The sequence below is a fragment of the Gaetbulibacter saemankumensis DSM 17032 genome (assembly GCF_000425645.1).
Lineage (GTDB): Bacteria > Bacteroidota > Bacteroidia > Flavobacteriales > Flavobacteriaceae > Gaetbulibacter > Gaetbulibacter saemankumensis.
Genome location: NZ_AUDV01000005.1, coordinates 137,640 through 153,962 on the forward strand (window position 1 = coordinate 137,640; position 16,323 = coordinate 153,962).

At 34.4% G+C, this 16,323-nt stretch carries 10 protein-coding genes; 4 read left to right on the plus strand and 6 right to left on the minus strand.

Annotated features, from left to right (window positions below; translation table 11 throughout):
- Positions 1 to 5 precede the first annotated feature (5 nt).
- Positions 6 to 1,994 carry a M1 family metallopeptidase gene (locus tag H611_RS13730; protein WP_035483102.1) on the minus strand — a complete coding sequence of 663 codons (1,989 nt, stop codon included), beginning with the start codon at positions 1,992 to 1,994 and terminating at the stop codon, positions 6 to 8.
- A 71-nt stretch (positions 1,995 to 2,065) separates the two neighbouring features.
- Entirely contained in the window at positions 2,066 to 3,754 is a 1,689-nt protein-coding gene (locus H611_RS0100690; protein WP_027136538.1) for a histidinol-phosphatase HisJ family protein, read from the minus strand.
- A 235-nt stretch (positions 3,755 to 3,989) separates the two neighbouring features.
- Here H611_RS0100690 and recG point away from each other — a divergent pair, with 235 nt between their 5' ends.
- From recG to H611_RS0100705, 3 genes are all read left to right on the plus strand, one after another.
- On the plus strand, positions 3,990 to 6,092 hold the full coding sequence (gene recG, locus H611_RS0100695) for an ATP-dependent DNA helicase RecG (protein ID WP_027136539.1): 2,103 nt from the start codon (positions 3,990 to 3,992) through the stop codon (positions 6,090 to 6,092).
- 231 nt (positions 6,093 to 6,323) lie between these two features.
- On the plus strand, positions 6,324 to 8,495 hold the full coding sequence (locus tag H611_RS0100700) for an endonuclease MutS2 (RefSeq protein WP_027136540.1): 2,172 nt from the start codon (positions 6,324 to 6,326) through the stop codon (positions 8,493 to 8,495).
- Positions 8,496 to 8,505: 10 nt separating this feature from the next.
- Positions 8,506 to 8,925 (plus strand): thiol-disulfide oxidoreductase DCC family protein, encoded by a 420-nt coding sequence (locus tag H611_RS0100705; protein WP_027136541.1) that lies wholly within the window; start codon positions 8,506 to 8,508, stop codon positions 8,923 to 8,925.
- Here H611_RS0100705 and H611_RS0100710 read toward each other — a convergent pair whose 3' ends face one another.
- The 3 genes from H611_RS0100710 to aroC all read right to left on the minus strand — a co-directional run bounded on the left by H611_RS0100710 (position 8,926) and on the right by aroC (position 12,276).
- Entirely contained in the window at positions 8,926 to 9,747 is an 822-nt protein-coding gene (locus tag H611_RS0100710; RefSeq protein WP_035483105.1) for a sulfurtransferase, read from the minus strand.
- Positions 9,748 to 9,756: 9 nt separating this feature from the next.
- Positions 9,757 to 11,058 (minus strand): dicarboxylate/amino acid:cation symporter, encoded by a 1,302-nt coding sequence (locus tag H611_RS0100715; RefSeq protein WP_027136543.1) that lies wholly within the window; start codon positions 11,056 to 11,058, stop codon positions 9,757 to 9,759.
- 153 nt (positions 11,059 to 11,211) lie between these two features.
- A complete protein-coding gene (aroC, locus tag H611_RS0100720; RefSeq protein ID WP_027136544.1) occupies positions 11,212 to 12,276 on the minus strand; it encodes a chorismate synthase in 1,065 nt (354 codons plus the stop codon).
- Between the two features lie 186 nt (positions 12,277 to 12,462).
- Here aroC and H611_RS0100725 point away from each other — a divergent pair, with 186 nt between their 5' ends.
- Positions 12,463 to 13,302 (plus strand): UDP-2,3-diacylglucosamine diphosphatase, encoded by an 840-nt coding sequence (locus H611_RS0100725; protein WP_027136545.1) that lies wholly within the window; start codon positions 12,463 to 12,465, stop codon positions 13,300 to 13,302.
- A gap of 3 nt (positions 13,303 to 13,305) precedes the next feature.
- Here the strand turns inward: H611_RS0100725 and H611_RS0100730 are convergent, their stop codons facing one another.
- Positions 13,306 to 16,227: an FAD-binding and (Fe-S)-binding domain-containing protein gene (locus tag H611_RS0100730; RefSeq protein ID WP_027136546.1), complete on the minus strand. Its 2,922-nt coding sequence runs from the start codon at positions 16,225 to 16,227 to the stop codon at positions 13,306 to 13,308.
- Positions 16,228 to 16,323 lie beyond the last annotated feature (96 nt).

The following is a 16,323-nucleotide window of genomic DNA, read 5'->3' on the forward strand; positions in this document are numbered from 1 at the left end:
ATGTCTTATTTTGTATTTTGCTTGCTCTCTAAAAGTTGTTTGGCGAATTTAGAAAATTGCCAACTATGATGTTTGGTCGCTTCTACCAAGTTCTTTAAGCAAGCGTCATTGCAACTGTTCATCCAAGTTAAATATTGAAACGCATTTCTCCTAATTTCTGCACTATAAATTGCACTTGTATACCCAACTAATTCGTTAAAATACCTAGAAGTATTAATAACATCATATCCTTCTGTGTTTAAAGCTAATACCAACCAAAGTATTCGGATGTTTTTATCACTAAACCCATCTATATTTTTGGTTTTATCTAAATAATAAAATCTATCTGCGGGAAAATTATTCCATAAATTATATAATACTGTTTCAATTGTGACATAAGAGTTATCATCAAGCAGCGATTCATAGGTTTTCTTTAGCGCCATGGGAATAGTCGTTATTCTATTCGCTAATGCCTGCCTTACTTTTAAGCTGTTTTTAAAGTCATTATTCTTAAAAGTTTCTTTAGTTTGACTAATGACTTTAATCTTGGCTTCATCTGAAATACCTGAATCTAAATAATTCTTACATTTTGAATTATATGCTTCACAATCTACCATTAAATACTCTTGAATAAATGCAGACTTCTTAAGACTTTCTATTGCTTTATCATATTTAAAATCAGGTTCTTTAAGCCAGTTATCTACAAAGGATTTTAAATTTACACCTCCCACCTTTTCCAATTCAGATATAAAATTATTTGTTTCAACATTCTTAAACTGATATGTATTCAAATAAGACTTTACAGCGGCTCTAAAAGCAACATCTCCAACCTGTTCTCGTAACATATGCAACACCCAAGCTCCTTTCTTGTAAAAAGTCGTGCTACTTGATTTCGGGTCTAGTAAAGAAGTCCCTGCTCCCGCTCTGTCCTGATCTAGAAGTTCGTTTGCGTATTCGTATAATCTCCAGTAATAATAATTTTCTCCAAACAATGCCCGCTCCGCTAATAGTGCATAATAAGTAGCAAATCCTTCTTGTAGCCAATGATGGGTTCCTGAAGTCTCGGTTACCAAATCTCCAAACCATTGATGTGCTAACTCATGAGCATTAACATTTATATAGTTCTTATCGTTATACCCAATGGAATCTACTACAAAAGCATCTGAAAACACCGTTGTACCCGTGTTCTCCATGCCTGCATATAAAAAGTCTTTTACAGGTACTTGTTTGTAATTTTGCCATGGAAATGGTATACCTATTTCCGATTCTAGAAAATCAAATATCTGTTTCGAATAGCGATATGTTGGTTCAACCTTTAAAGAATCTTTGGGATTATAATACATTTCAAGAGGAATACCAGAATTTGAGAGTTCCACTTTTTTGTCAAATGCTCCAATAACCAAGGCCAGCAAATAACTCGACATTGGCTGTACCATATCATAATTCCAGATAATATGATCTCCTACAACCTCTTTACTTAATAATTTCCCATTAGCTATTACTTCATAATTCTTATCGAATTCAACCGAAAGATCGAATTCAATTTTATCATTCATATCATCGATACTGGGAAACCAATTACTTGTGTATTTACCTTGTCCTTGCGTCCAAATTTGCTTTCTAATGACATTTGAGTCGAAACTTTTTGAATCATATTCCCAATCAATAAAGTACATTGCCTTTTTGGGAGATGTCTGCCAAGTTACCTTGATATGATGTTTAGTGTTAGCTTTAAATTTCTCTTTTACAACAATATACTTACCATCATACAAACTATCGACAGCAGCATCATTTAACGAATAAGACACCTTATTGAAATTTTGAGCATCTAGATAAATGGAATCAATGTCTTTTAGTATTTTAAACTGATAATTTACTGTTCCAAGAACTTCATTTTGTTTGAGGTCTCCAAAATGAATGTGTGCTTTTGCTCGAATAAAATCGACATAATCGGTTTGCTGAGCAAATAATAAACTGCAAGTAAAATAAAAAAACGTAAGTAGGAGTTTTTGCATTTTCAATTAAAATCAATAGCTATGCCAAAATACAAAAAAATCCTGCTTACGTTTCTAAGACAAGTAATATATTACATACTATGAAACTCTATTAAATTAGCTTCATAGTACTGATCGCCTAACTTGGTTAGCAAATCTCTTATGATTCTACTGTCTCCATCGGTAGAAATAGCCGAATACCCTACATCGTTTAGCTTACCAAGTCTTAAATCGATAATATTAATATTTTTTGAAGCTAAGGCTGATAGTAAAATCAATAACACCCCAGGGGCATTATGATGCTTTGTTAATATAACTTTATCACTTAAAAGTAAATTTAACCGTACACCATCCATCTCAAGTAAATAGACGCCTTCTGTATAATAATTTGGCAACTCAGCATCTTCTTTATAGGTTAACTTATCAAACAAACCCAAATCTGTCCCTTTAATGAAGTCAATAGCACTATCTACATTACCATTCTGATTATTTATTGCTAAAAAGGCTTTCGAAGTTCCATCTTTATTCGATTTTAATCGTGCAGTTTCCACATTAATTCCTTCCGACGCCAGAGTGTTGAAAAGAGAAGATACTACCCCAGGTTCATCCTTATGCTCAGAAAACAACCCATTAAGCTTTACTCCTGTTGATTTTGGAATCTCGTTAGTCACGGTAATAGACTTGCCCCATTTTCGAATTCTAATCGCATTATATTCCCCCATACTAGTGGAGTTTTTATAAATATCTACAAACTCAGAAAAAGAACCTCCGAACGAAAAATCTGGAATTATACGTCGTTGTTCGTTATCTAGCCGTTGATTTAAAAGTTCTATCCCCTTGTTTAAAACTGTGTATTTTACTTTTAGATCATGATCATCGAAAATCGTTCTGTTTTCCGGAATTAATTTCGAATAGCTCACGTAGCTTTCATAACCAGCTTCTTGAATATATTCTAAACTTTCCTTAAAATTTAACCCATAATAACGCACATGATGGGTGTCTGTACCTACACAAACCGGTATCTGAAGTTCGTTTGCACGACGTAAAATACTTTGTATTGGATATACCCCAACTCCTTTAAATTTACCTGCCATATTCACATCTAAAGACAGGTTTCTATCGGCTATTAATTCTAACAACGTTCGAAATTTATTGGCTAAAGGATGTGCGCTTGTTTCAAAATTAATCAAAGCTTCCGGCATATCAACATTCAGCTTAGGTAAATCGATATGCCCTATAATTTGAATCATATCCCCGAAACATTCAATCATTTGAATCATTTCATTAAAATATCCATCCCAATAAGCTTCTAAACTTCCTCGTATCTTTAAAAGTTCCATAGCCTCTTCCTTCGAACCATCATAAGGCAGGCCTTCAGGAGCAAAATGCACAGAGCCGATTACATAATCAGCATCTTCGGCCTGAAAAATCTTTGAACGACTCCACTGCAACCCAAGATCAGGTCCCATCCACTCTAACTCAACTCCGTATTTAATATTTATTTTACCTTCATACTTCTTACGCAAATTGGCTATACGCTTTGGGTAATTTAAATAGGAACGATTACCTCTAATAAATTTCACATTAGTATCGCGCTCCGCAGTATATCGAAAACTCGTAAGCCTCGGAGAGTGAATAATAAAAGTAATACTTGGGTGATTAGCTTCAATAGCTTTATCTATAATATCTTCTAATTTATCTATACCATGCTTTACATGATCCTGTTCTGTTCCTGCATGAATACCATGTGTTTCCCAAATAAATTCGTTGAGTTTTCTCATCAATTAAAAAGTCTATAAATTGCTTACGTTGCATCAAATTTAACCATTGATACAGAATTATTAACCATAACTCTGTCAATTTTAAAAAAAATTAAAAAGATTAGTTTTGACCCTATAAAAATGCCTTAAATTAATAAACTTATTAAGAATTCCATAATTCAAATAAGGTTGTTTGTTCCATCTAAAAGTTAAATTGGCATTTTAGGATTTAAATGATTTGTTTAAATTCGCTTTTATGAAGCATAACCTACAAATTCCAATCGATTACTTGAAAGGCGTTGGTCCCAATCGTGCCAATTTACTTAGAAAGGAATTGGGTGTGCACTCCTATCAGGACCTCATTAATTTATTCCCTAATCGATATATCGATAGAACTCAGTATTATAAAATAAACAAGTTACAACAAAATAATGCTGATGTACAGATTATTGGAAAAATTACGAGCTTTAAGGAGGTGGCGCAAAAACGAGGAAAGCGTCTAGTTGCTACCTACCAGGATGATACAGGCACTATGGAACTGGTGTGGTTTCGAGGACAAAAATGGATTCGTGAAAATTTAAAATTAAACAAACCTTATGTTGCATTTGGGAAAACCAATTGGTTTAATGGCAAATTTTCTATGCCGCATCCCGAACTGGAATTATTGGAAGAACACGAAAAAAATTTAAGATCGGCTATGCAACCGGTTTACCCTTCCACAGAAAAATTAACAAATAGCGGCATTTCCAATAAGACAATCAGTAAAATTATTCAGCAGCTCTTTATTGAAACGAAAGGCGATTTTAACGAAACATTATCTGAGAATTTAAAAAAAGAACTGCATCTCATTTCTAAAAGTGAAGCCCTTTTTAATGTTCATTTTCCGAAGAGTCAGGAGTTACTTAGCAAAGCGCAGTTTCGATTAAAATTTGAAGAATTATTTTACATTCAATTGCAATTAATCATCAAAAATCAATTGCATAAATCAAAAATTAAAGGATTTCCTTTTACAGAAATTGGCAACTATTTTAACACATTTTATAAATCACATTTACCTTTTGAATTAACCAATGCACAAAAACGTGTATTAAAGGAAATTCGAGCCGATTTAGGCAGTCATGCACAAATGAATCGACTTTTACAAGGTGATGTGGGATCTGGCAAGACCATTGTAGCTTTAATGGCAATGTTAATGGCACTTGACAACGGTTTTCAGGCTTGTTTAATGGCTCCTACTGAAATTTTGTCAGTACAGCATTATAATGGACTAGTTGAAATGTGTAACAAATTGAATATCAGTATAAAAATATTAACAGGTTCAAGTAAAACTTCAGAACGAAAAGAAATTCATGAATCCCTTGAAAATGGGGAGTTACAAATCCTAATTGGCACACATGCTTTACTGGAAGATAAGGTTAAATTTAAAAATTTAGGCCTAGCTATTATAGATGAACAACACCGTTTTGGTGTTGCGCAACGCAGTAAATTATGGCACAAAAACACATCGCCTCCACATGTGCTTGTAATGACTGCTACCCCTATTCCAAGAACCCTAGCTATGTCGGTTTACGGTGATCTTGATATATCTATAATTGATGAGTTACCCGCTGGAAGAAAACCTATAAAAACGGTGCATCGTTATGATAAAAATCGACTAAATGTATTTCGATTTATAAGAGAGGAAATTGCTCTAGGTAGACAAGTATATGTTGTGTACCCCCTAATTCAGGAAAGCGAAAAAATGGATTATAAAGATTTAATGGATGGCTACGAGAGTATTTCGAGAGATTTCCCAATGCCAGACTATCAAATTTCTATAGTTCACGGGCAAATGAAACCGGCAGATAAAGAATATGAAATGCAACGCTTCGCTAAAGGTGAAACACAAATCATGGTAGCTACAACGGTTATTGAAGTAGGTGTTAATGTCCCCAACGCTTCTGTAATGATTATTGAGAGTGCCGAGCGCTTTGGCCTCTCCCAGCTTCATCAATTGCGGGGTCGTGTTGGGCGTGGTGCAGAACAAAGTTATTGCATACTCATGACTGGGCATAAACTTAGCAACGACAGCAAAACCCGCCTTGAAACGATGGTAAAGACTACTGATGGGTTTGAAATCGCTGAAGTAGACTTAAAACTACGCGGGCCCGGTGATTTAATGGGCACACAACAAAGCGGCGTTTTAAACCTTAAAATAGCTGATATTGTTAAAGACAAAGATTTGCTTCAACATGCGCGCTACCACGCTAAAAAGATACTAAAGGAAGATCCTAAATTGTCAAATCTAGACAATCAAGTCATTCTGAACACCTATAAAGCTCTGAGTAAATTTAAAAATATATGGAATTACATCAGTTAATAGCTCAACCGGGGCTAGTTGAGCTTAGAACAAAACTATTAGTAGTTTGATTGATGATTAATAACTGACTATCAAGGTATAAACAAAATCAACACCCTAGTGTTAGGGTTTTGTTAAAGAATTTACCCTCTTAGTTAATTAACAATTTCCCAACAAGCTTTTATCTCGCTTTAGGTATCTTGAACAGATTGTTTAACTTTGCCTGTTCCCTATTAAATTTAGAAGTTAAGAATGATTCACATTAACGAAAAAACATTACAAGATTTAGAATTCCCAACGGTTTTGTATCAGGTAAGCGAATATTGCATAACGCCCTTAGGTAACGAAAAAGCATTACAGATAAGTCCATACAGAACCAAAGAAGAACTCATGGATAGTCTACAATTAACCAATGAGTATTTATCTTCATTTTACAATGACAATCGCATTCCAAACCATAGCTTCGATACCATTGAAAAGGAAATTAAACTTTTAAAAATAGAAAACACTTATTTAGAAGTCTTTAGTTTAAGAAAAATAGCAGCGATTTCAGTTACTTCAAATGAAATTATAACGTTTCTAAAAAAGTTTGAAGAATATTACCCTGGCTTATCTAGTTATGCTTCACATATTGAAGTTACTAAAATCATTATAGAAAAAATCAATGGTATAGTTGATCGATTTGGCGACATAAAAAACAGCGCTTCTCCACTATTAGCAGATTTAAGACAATCCATAAACAATGTAAAGGGGAAAATAAATCAAAGTTTCGTAACCGCCTTAAATACGTACCACGGCCTAGATTACTTGGACGATATTCGAGAATCTGTTATTGAAAACAGACGGGTACTTGCAGTAAAATCTATGTATCGCCGTAAGGTTAAAGGAAACATCATGGGTAGCAGCAAAACAGGAAGCATAGTTTATATGGAGCCTGAAGCCACCCTTCAATATACACGAGAACTCAATAATTTAGAATACGAAGAAAAAGAAGAGATTATCCGTATTTTAAAAGAAGTGACAAATTTTATTCGTCCATTTACAGGCCTCCTAAAAAAGTACCTGGATTTCCTAATAGAAATTGATGTTATTTCTGCTAAAGCGAAGTATGCTCAATCTATGAATGCTATCCTTCCGGAAATTACCGAAGCACGTAGCATGTTCATTCGTGATGCTTACCACCCACTTTTGTATTTAACAAATAAGGCGAAAAAAGCAGAAACTTTCCCGCAAACGATAACACTAGAAGAAGATAAACGCATCATTGTTATTTCAGGTCCTAATGCCGGCGGAAAAAGTATCACCTTGAAAACTGTTGGTTTGTTGCAGGTAATGCTTCAAAGTGGCTTATTAATACCTGTTCACGAACGTAGCTCTATCTGCTTATTTGATAGAATATTAAGTGATATTGGAGACAACCAGTCCATAGAAAATCATTTGAGCACCTATAGCTATCGATTGAAGCAAATGAATTACTTCCTAAAGAAATGCAATCGAAATACCTTGTTTTTAATTGATGAATTTGGTACTGGAAGTGACCCCGAGTTAGGTGGTGCTTTAGCAGAAACTTTTTTAGAAGAGTTTTACCATCGCGAAGCCTTTGGAATTATTACAACGCACTATTCAAACTTAAAAATTTTAGCAAATGAATTACCTCATATGCTAAATGCAAATATGCTCTTTGATGAGCGTACTTTAGAACCATTATTCAAACTGGTTATTGGGCAAGCAGGTAGTTCGTTTACTTTTGAAGTTGCTCAAAAAAACGGCATCCCGTATGGGTTAATAAATCGCGCAAAGAAAAAGATTGAACGCAGCAAGGTACGTTTTGATGCTACTATAGCGAAACTTCAAAAAGAGCGCTCTAAACTTGAAAAAACGGGGCAATCATTAAAATTAAATGAAAAGAAAAAAATTGAGGAGGCTGACCGACTTGAAGAAATTAATTCAAAAATTCAAAAGAAACTGGAAAGCTATCAGGAGTTATACGATAGTAATCAACGCTTAATTTATCTTGGACAAAAAGTTAATGATTTAGCCGAAAAATACTTCGAAAACAAACAGAAGCGTGATTTAATGGGCGAACTGTTTAAAATGGTACAAATAGAAAACTCAAAACGAAAAAAAGTATCTCCTAAAGAAAAGAAAGCTGTTAAAGCAAAGGAAAAACAAGTAAAACAAGAGGTAGAACAAGCAGTTACAGTTATTCGCGAGAAGAAAAAAGAAGTTAAGAAAAAAGCTATCGAGAGACCAAAACCAAAGCCTATTTTAAAAATAGGTGATCGTGTAAGAATGAACGATGGTCGTGCTATAGGTAGTATTGATAAAATTGAAAAGAATAAAGCCATTGTAAATTACGGCATTTTTACCACAAATGTAAGTTTAGATGAACTGGAATTAGTAGAGGCCGTAAAGAAAAATTAACCCCTATTACATGCCTAATTCCTTACCCAAACATAAGAAACTAATTTTATTCGATGGGGTTTGCAATCTATGTAATTATAGTGTGCAATACGTAATAAAACATGATAAAAACAACATTTTCATGTTCTCTACACTACAAAGTGATATTGCGAAAACTATTATAACATCACATAAAATAGATATTGAAAAGACTGATTCTATTTTATTATATCACCGAGACAAAGGCATCGTAACAAAATCTACGGCAGCCCTAAAAATTGCGTACCACCTAAAATTCCCAAATAACTTATTAGGTGTTTTTCTAGTTATTCCAAGCAGTCTTCGGGATGGAATCTACGATTTTATAGCGAAAAACAGGTATAGGTGGTTTGGAAAAAGAGATCGTTGTATGATTCCTACTCCCGACTTAAAAAGTAAATTTCTGGAGTAATTATTCTGGCTCTATACTACCCCACTCCGTCCATGAACCATCATAAACAGAAATGTGTTCGTAATCACAAATAGTAGCTCCTAATGCTAAAACACAGGCGGTAATACCTGATCCACAGGAAAAAATAATATCATCATCCTTCTTAGCTACCTTTTCAAATAGTTCTTCTAATTCCTCTTTAGGTTTTAACAACCCCTGACTTAATAATTCGGTAAAGGGTAGGTTTTTAGAATTTGGAATGGTTCCCTTGCGCAGTCCTTCACGCGGTTCACCTTCAATACCATTAAAACGTGCTGCAGAACGCGCATCAACAATGGTATGTGTTTTATCTTCCGAAGCCTTTTTTACATCATAAAAGAAGCGCATAGATTTAGCTTGGTAAATAGCAACAAAATCACCTTTGTTTCCGGTGTATTTTTCCATAGGCTCCGTTTTATATCCAGCTACTTTCCAAGCAGGCAGGCCGCCACTAAGCACAGCTACATTTTCATGCCCGAACGCTTTTAAAAGCCACCATACGCGCGCGCTGGAATAAATACCCTTATCATCGTAAACAACAATAGCACTGTTATTATTCAAACCTAAGTTGCGGGCTTCTTCCTGAAACTGTTGTGTGGTAGGAAATGTACTTGGAAACGGTTCGTTTATATCGCTAAATTTATTTTTAATATCAAAAAATCTAGCTTTTGGAATTTGCCCTAAAGCACTATCAAAAACCTTATTAATCGTTCCATCTAAGATGATTAAATTTTCAGCATTAGAATGTTGATAAAGCCAATCAACGGTTACTATCGGACTTGGAATATTAATATCAGAACTCATACATCAAATCTATTTCTTAATATGATCATTCCAGTTCTTAACTTTTGGAACGCCTAATTTCCCAATCGATTTCGCCACTATCATAGATACTGATGCGTCACCAGTAACATTAACCGCTGTTCTACACATATCCAGCGGTCTATCTATTGCAAAAATAAGCGCTAAACCAGCTTCTGGAATTCCCGCCTGAGCTAATACAATAACCAACATAACCATACCTGCACCTGGTACAGCTGCACTTCCTATAGAAGCCAATGTAGCCGTTGCAATAATGCCTAATTGCACACTAAAACTTAAATCCATACCAAAAGCCTGCGCTATAAATACGGCTGCCACTGCCTGATATAAACTGGTTCCATCCATATTAATGGTAGCTCCAATAGGTAAAACAAAACTTGTCACTTCTTCTTCGACTCCCAAATGCTCTTCAACTCGTTCCATGGTTACCGGTAAGGTAGCGGCGCTAGAACTTGTAGAAAACGCTAATAATTGAGCCGGCGCAATACCATCAAAAAATGTCTTTGGTGAAGTTTTAGTAAACACATAAACCAACATCACATATACAAATATCATTAACCCAAGCCCCAATATAACACATAAACCATACCATCCTAAGGCTTTAAAAAGGTCAACACTTGGCGATTCAACAATTAATGCTGCCAATAAAGCGAACACTCCATAAGGAGCTGCTAACATGATAATATCGATTAGCTTTAATATAACTTCGTTAAATCCATCGAAAAAATCTTTTACGGGTTTCGCTTTTTCTTCAGGTATTAAAATTAACCCAATTCCAAAAAAGATTGCAAAAAAGATTACCTGAAGCATATTACCATTATCGCTTGCTGCTCTAAAAATATTACTTGGCACCAAATCCTCCAATGCTTGTAACGGTCCCGATTCTTTTTGTTTTTCAGCAGCTGCTATTTTAGATCCCGCTTCTGCCTCATAACTACTAACTAATTCTAAACGTGTTTCTTCACTGATAGAATTTCCTGGCTTAATAGTATTAACTACTAATAAGCCTATTGAAACCGCAACTACTGTGGTAATAATATAAATTCCAATAGTTCTACCTCCCATCTTAGAAAGCTTCGATATATCTTTTAAATCGGAAACTCCTTTAATAAGCGATGCTAATATTAAAGGCACCGCAATTAACTTTAAAGAATTAATAAATATATTACCAAAGGGTTTTATCCAATCCTGAATAATTTCTCTACCTCCATCGAACGTACTCATTAGCAATCCAAAAACAACCCCTAGAGCCATTCCTAATAGTATCTGCCAATGTAACGCGAGCTTTTTCATAAATTGATTTAATTTTCGAAATAGATTATAATAAATTATTTGAACTCCTGTTTAGTTTATATTAAAACTATACAGAAGCTCTTTTTTGCGAATTAATGCTTCATGTTTACTAGAGAATACTCAAGTAAAAAGAATACCAATAGCAGGAACTTTCTACAACATTGCAACCTTGCTTTGCAGTAAATAATCAGCTATAACCAGAGCAGCCATAGCTTCAACTATGGGAACCGCTCTTGGAACCACACATGGATCATGACGTCCTTTACCCTGCATCTGAACTACCTTACCTTCTTTATCGATGGTTTCGTACTTTTGAATTAAAGTTGCCACTGGTTTAAAGGCTACATTAAAATAAATATCCATACCATTGCTAATTCCTCCCTGAATACCTCCAGAATAATTAGTTTTCGTTGTACCATCGGTATTAAATGCGTCGTTATGTTCGCTACCAAACATAGTACTGCCTTCAAAGCCACTGCCATACTCAAAACCTTTAACAGCATTAATAGACAGCATAGCTTTTCCTAATTCAGCATGTAATTTATCAAAGACAGGTTCTCCTAAACCTACGGGTACATTTTTTATCACACAGGTAACAATGCCTCCAACGGTATCTCCTTTTGAGCGAACTTCTTTAATGTAAGATTCCATTTTTTTAGCCATTTCGCTATCTGGACATCTTACTGGATTGGTTTCAGTAAGCCCCAAATTCAACTGATTATATGGTTTGTCTAGCTTTAAAGTTCCTACCCCAGACACATAAGCATCAACTTGAATACCTTTGAGCACTTGTTTAGCTACGGCTCCAGCAACGACGCGACAAGCGGTCTCTCTTGCCGAACTGCGACCACCTCCACGATAATCTCTAAAACCATATTTCTGATCGTAAACGTAATCGGCGTGACTTGGACGATAGCTGTCTTTTATATGAGAGTAATCGTGAGATTTCTGATTCGTGTTTTCAATAACAAAACCTATAGAAGTCCCCGTTGTTTTTCCTTCAAAAATCCCTGAATGAAACTTCACGGTATCAGGCTCTTTACGTTGTGTCACAATTGCTGATTGCCCCGGTTTTCTTCTATTTAATTCGTTCTGTATTGCTTCTAAATCTAACTCAATACCAGATGGACAACCATCGATAACACCTCCCAATGCAGGTCCGTGTGACTCACCATATGTAGTTAAAGTAAACAGTTTTCCAAAAGAATTCCCAGCCATAAATAAAAATTTGTCGCTAAAGTAAATTTATTATTAGAGATATTAAAATGATTTTGAATAAAGCGCACTAAAATATCCCTGTTTTAAGTAACAATCATTTAACAATACGCTTATAATTAAATAATTATTAAATAATCATTGAGTAATATTTATAAGCGTATTTTACATTATCAAAATCAGAAATTTTTGAAAATTAAAAGAAAAATAGAAATTGCTGTTATCTCAGACGTACACTTAGGCACCTACGGATGTCACGCCAAACATTTATTAACTTACCTAAACAGCATTGAGCCTAAAAAATTAATTCTTAATGGTGATATTATTGATGTTTGGCAATTTAGCAAGCGATATTTCCCGAAATCACATCTAAAGGTTATTAAAAAAATTATGGATCTATCCGCTTGTGGTACCGAAATCATTTACATTACTGGAAACCATGATGAAATGCTTAGAAAATTTAGCGGCACTACTATTGGAAACATATCAATAGTTAATAAGTTGTCTTTAGAACTTGATGGTAAGAAGGCCTGGTTTTTTCATGGTGATGTTTTTGATGTCTCCATACAAAACGCTAAATGGTTAGCTAAGCTAGGTGGCTATGGTTATGATTTACTAACTTTGGTGAACCGCTTAATAAATTGGTATTTAGAACGTCGAGGAAAAGAACGTTATTCCCTGTCAAAAAAAGTGAAAAACGGCGTTAAAGGTGCAATAAAATATATCAATGATTTTGAGCGCATTATATCTGATATTGCCATTGAAAATGCTTACGACTATGTCATTTGTGGGCATATCCATCAACCTAAAATGGCATACTTCGAAAATAAGTTTGGTAAGACAATGTATTTAAATTCTGGTGATTGGGTTGAAAATTTCACAGCACTCGAATACCAATTTAAACGTTGGAAAATTTATAACTATAACAAAGATAAATTAGCGCCTTTTGTAATAGATGATGAATTCAACAATATGGAAATAAAAGAATTAATAGCCGCCATAACCATTATTGATAGACATAGTAAATAACAATTACAATAAAGCTTCTCTTAAAATTGTTACTGGATGTTTTGAATGTCTTCTTGTACCATCTTTTATCTGATGTCTACAACTCGTACCGTTCGCCGATATTTCGACATCACTTGAAGTGTTTCGAATCGCAGGAAACAAGGTTTGCTCTCCAATACTCATACTAACCTCATAATGTTCCTTTTCATAACCAAAACTCCCTGCCATGCCGCAGCAACCACTTGGAATAATTGTTACTTTATAATTTTCTGGAAGATTTAAAACATCGAAGCTACAAGATTGATTACTTAATGATTTTTGATGGCAATGTCCGTGGAATTTTATGGTTTTATATTCTTTTGTAAATTGAGAAGGCTTGATATTCCCCAATCGTATTTCTTGTTGTAAAAACTCCTCAATTAAATATGAATTTTGAGAAATATTTAATGCCGAATTTTTATCATCTGCTAATTTCAAATATTCATCTCTAAAGGTTAAAACAGCTGAAGGCTCTATTCCGATTAATGGATTCTCGGCAGAAATTAAGTCTTTAAATATGTCAATGTTTTTATTTGCACATTTTTTAGCTTGTTTTAATAACCCTTTAGAAATAAATGCGCGTCCCGATTCATCATGTTTAACAAGGCGAACATCATAATTCAACCCTAACAACAAGTTAATGGCATCTTCACCAATAGAAGCGTCTAAATGATTTGTAAATTCATCATTAAACAAATAAACTGTTTTAATAAAAATACTATTATTAAACTTATTTTTAATACTTTGAAATATTTTAATTAAACTTTTACTTGAAATCAAAGGCAAACTCCTTTTAGTTGCAATACCTGTCATTTTTTTTAATGTTTTTGAGGTCATTGCATTACTAAACATAAAATTCACTACACCAGGTGTTATACTTCCCACATGGTTAATTAGGTTATTATAAGCCATAATTTTATTCCTCATGGAAACGCCATTAGCTTTCTGATATTGATATTGAAATTCTGCTTTTAAACTTGCCACATCCACACTACTTGGGCATTCAGTTGCGCAGGCCTTACAACTTAAACATAAATCGAACACCTGCTTTAATTCTTTGTGATTGAATTTATTTTTTTTCTCCGAATTAGTTAAAAATTCTCGTAATGCATTCGCTCGTGCCCTTGTAGTATCTTTTTCATTTCGCGTTGCCCGATAACTAGGACACATAACCCCTCCAAATTGAGTTGATTTTCTACAGTCACCTGAACCGTTACATTTCTCCGCTTCTCTTAAAATCCCTTGAGATGCAGAAAAATCCATAAGCGTTGTAATTTCTGGTTCTATCCTGTCTGGGACATATCGTAAACTTTCGTCCATAGGTAAAGCATCCACTATCTTTCCGGGATTGAAAATATTATGTGGATCGAAAGCATATTTTAAGCGATTTAATATGTCGTAATTCCGTTTTCCAATCATAAATGAAATAAACTCTGCCCTAACAATTCCATCGCCATGTTCACCACTCATAGCTCCCTGATACTTCTTAACCAAATGAGCAACATCAGTTGTTATCTTCCTGAATAAGGCAACATCTTCCGATTTTTTCAAATTTAATACTGGCCTTAGATGTAATTCACCAGCACCAGCATGTGCATAATAAATAGCCTCCTGATTGTAATCGGACATCAATTTTGTAAATTCAGAAATATAGGCTGATAAATCTGGCAATGCTACGGCAGTATCCTCGATACATGCAGCAGATTTTTTGTCTCCTATAATATTACCCAGCAACCCCAGACCTGCGCTACGCAAGTTATTCGCCTTATTAATGTCTTCATTTAATAATAGTGGATACGCATAAGATAAACCGGATTTTACTATATCTTCTATTAGGGTTGCAGCCAATGAATTTACCTCGTATTGAGTATCTGCCTTAACTTCGCACATCAATATAGCTTTAGGATCACCAATAATAAAACTTCTATTTTCCTGCTGCGTTTTATTCTGTTTCGTGCAATCCAAAATTGTTTTATCCATCATTTCACAGGTGTACAAATTGTGTTTCATGACTAATTCTACGGCATTTAAACACGACTCAATACTTTCAAAATGTGCAGCCACCATAATACTCTCTTGTGGAGGCAGTTTATCAAGTTTTAAGGTTATTTGGGTAGTAAATGCTAAGGTTCCTTCGCTCCCCGACAGCAGTTTACACATATTAAAAGGTGTTTCGCCATTTGAAAACACCTGTGATTTTATTAATTCATCAATGGCATACCCAGTATTTCTTCGATGTATTTCAGGTTTAGGATACTGTTTATCAATTTCCTTTTGGACCTCTGACGATTGAAGTTCTGCATAAATACATTTATAAATTTCACCTTCTAAATCACCTTGCTTCGTTTTTTCATGAAAGTCTTCAGGGCTAATTGCTTTAAAAACAACTTCACTCCCATTACTTAAAATAACTTGCATTTCTACAAGTTTATCACGTGTAACCCCGTACTGAATAGAGGTTGTTCCAGATGAATTATTCCCAACCATGCCTCCTATCATACATCTATTGGATGTTGATGTATTGGGACTAAAAAATAGTCCAAAGGGTTTTAAGTAATTATTCAGTTCGTCACGAACCACACCAGGTTGAACTGTTATTGTTTTTTCTTCTTCATTAAAATCAATAATTTCTGTGAAATATTTTGAAACATCTACAATAATCCCATCACCAACACATTGTCCCGCTAATGATGTACCTGCCGTTCTTGGCACTAAAGAGGTTTTGTGCTTAGTAGAAAAAGCTATCAATTTCTTTAAATCATCACTATTTTTTGGATAAGCCACAGCCAAAGGAAGTTTCCTATACACCGACGCATCGGTAGCATAAATGGATTTTATTAAATCATCGAAATATAATTCTCCTGATAGCTCACCGCTTAATTGTTGTAAATGAATATTTTCCACCATTACCTAAATAAAATTGTTAATAATTCTATTGAATGTTTAAAAATAAACACATTTTTGGTGTTATTTTTGTTTGACCAATGAATATTAAAAAAATAT

Coding starts and splice junctions, on each gene's coding strand:
- H611_RS13730 (WP_035483102.1), bottom strand. CDS start 1,994: ATGCAAAAACTCCTACTTACGTTTTTTTATTTTACTTGCAGTTTATTA.
- H611_RS0100690 (WP_027136538.1), bottom strand. CDS start 3,754: ATGAGAAAACTCAACGAATTTATTTGGGAAACACATGGTATTCATGCA.
- recG (WP_027136539.1), top strand. CDS start 3,990: ATGAAGCATAACCTACAAATTCCAATCGATTACTTGAAAGGCGTTGGT.
- H611_RS0100700 (WP_027136540.1), top strand. CDS start 6,324: ATGATTCACATTAACGAAAAAACATTACAAGATTTAGAATTCCCAACG.
- H611_RS0100705 (WP_027136541.1), top strand. CDS start 8,506: ATGCCTAATTCCTTACCCAAACATAAGAAACTAATTTTATTCGATGGG.
- H611_RS0100710 (WP_035483105.1), bottom strand. CDS start 9,747: ATGAGTTCTGATATTAATATTCCAAGTCCGATAGTAACCGTTGATTGG.
- H611_RS0100715 (WP_027136543.1), bottom strand. CDS start 11,058: ATGAAAAAGCTCGCGTTACATTGGCAGATACTATTAGGAATGGCTCTA.
- aroC (WP_027136544.1), bottom strand. CDS start 12,276: ATGGCTGGGAATTCTTTTGGAAAACTGTTTACTTTAACTACATATGGT.
- H611_RS0100730 (WP_027136546.1), bottom strand. CDS start 16,227: ATGGTGGAAAATATTCATTTACAACAATTAAGCGGTGAGCTATCAGGA.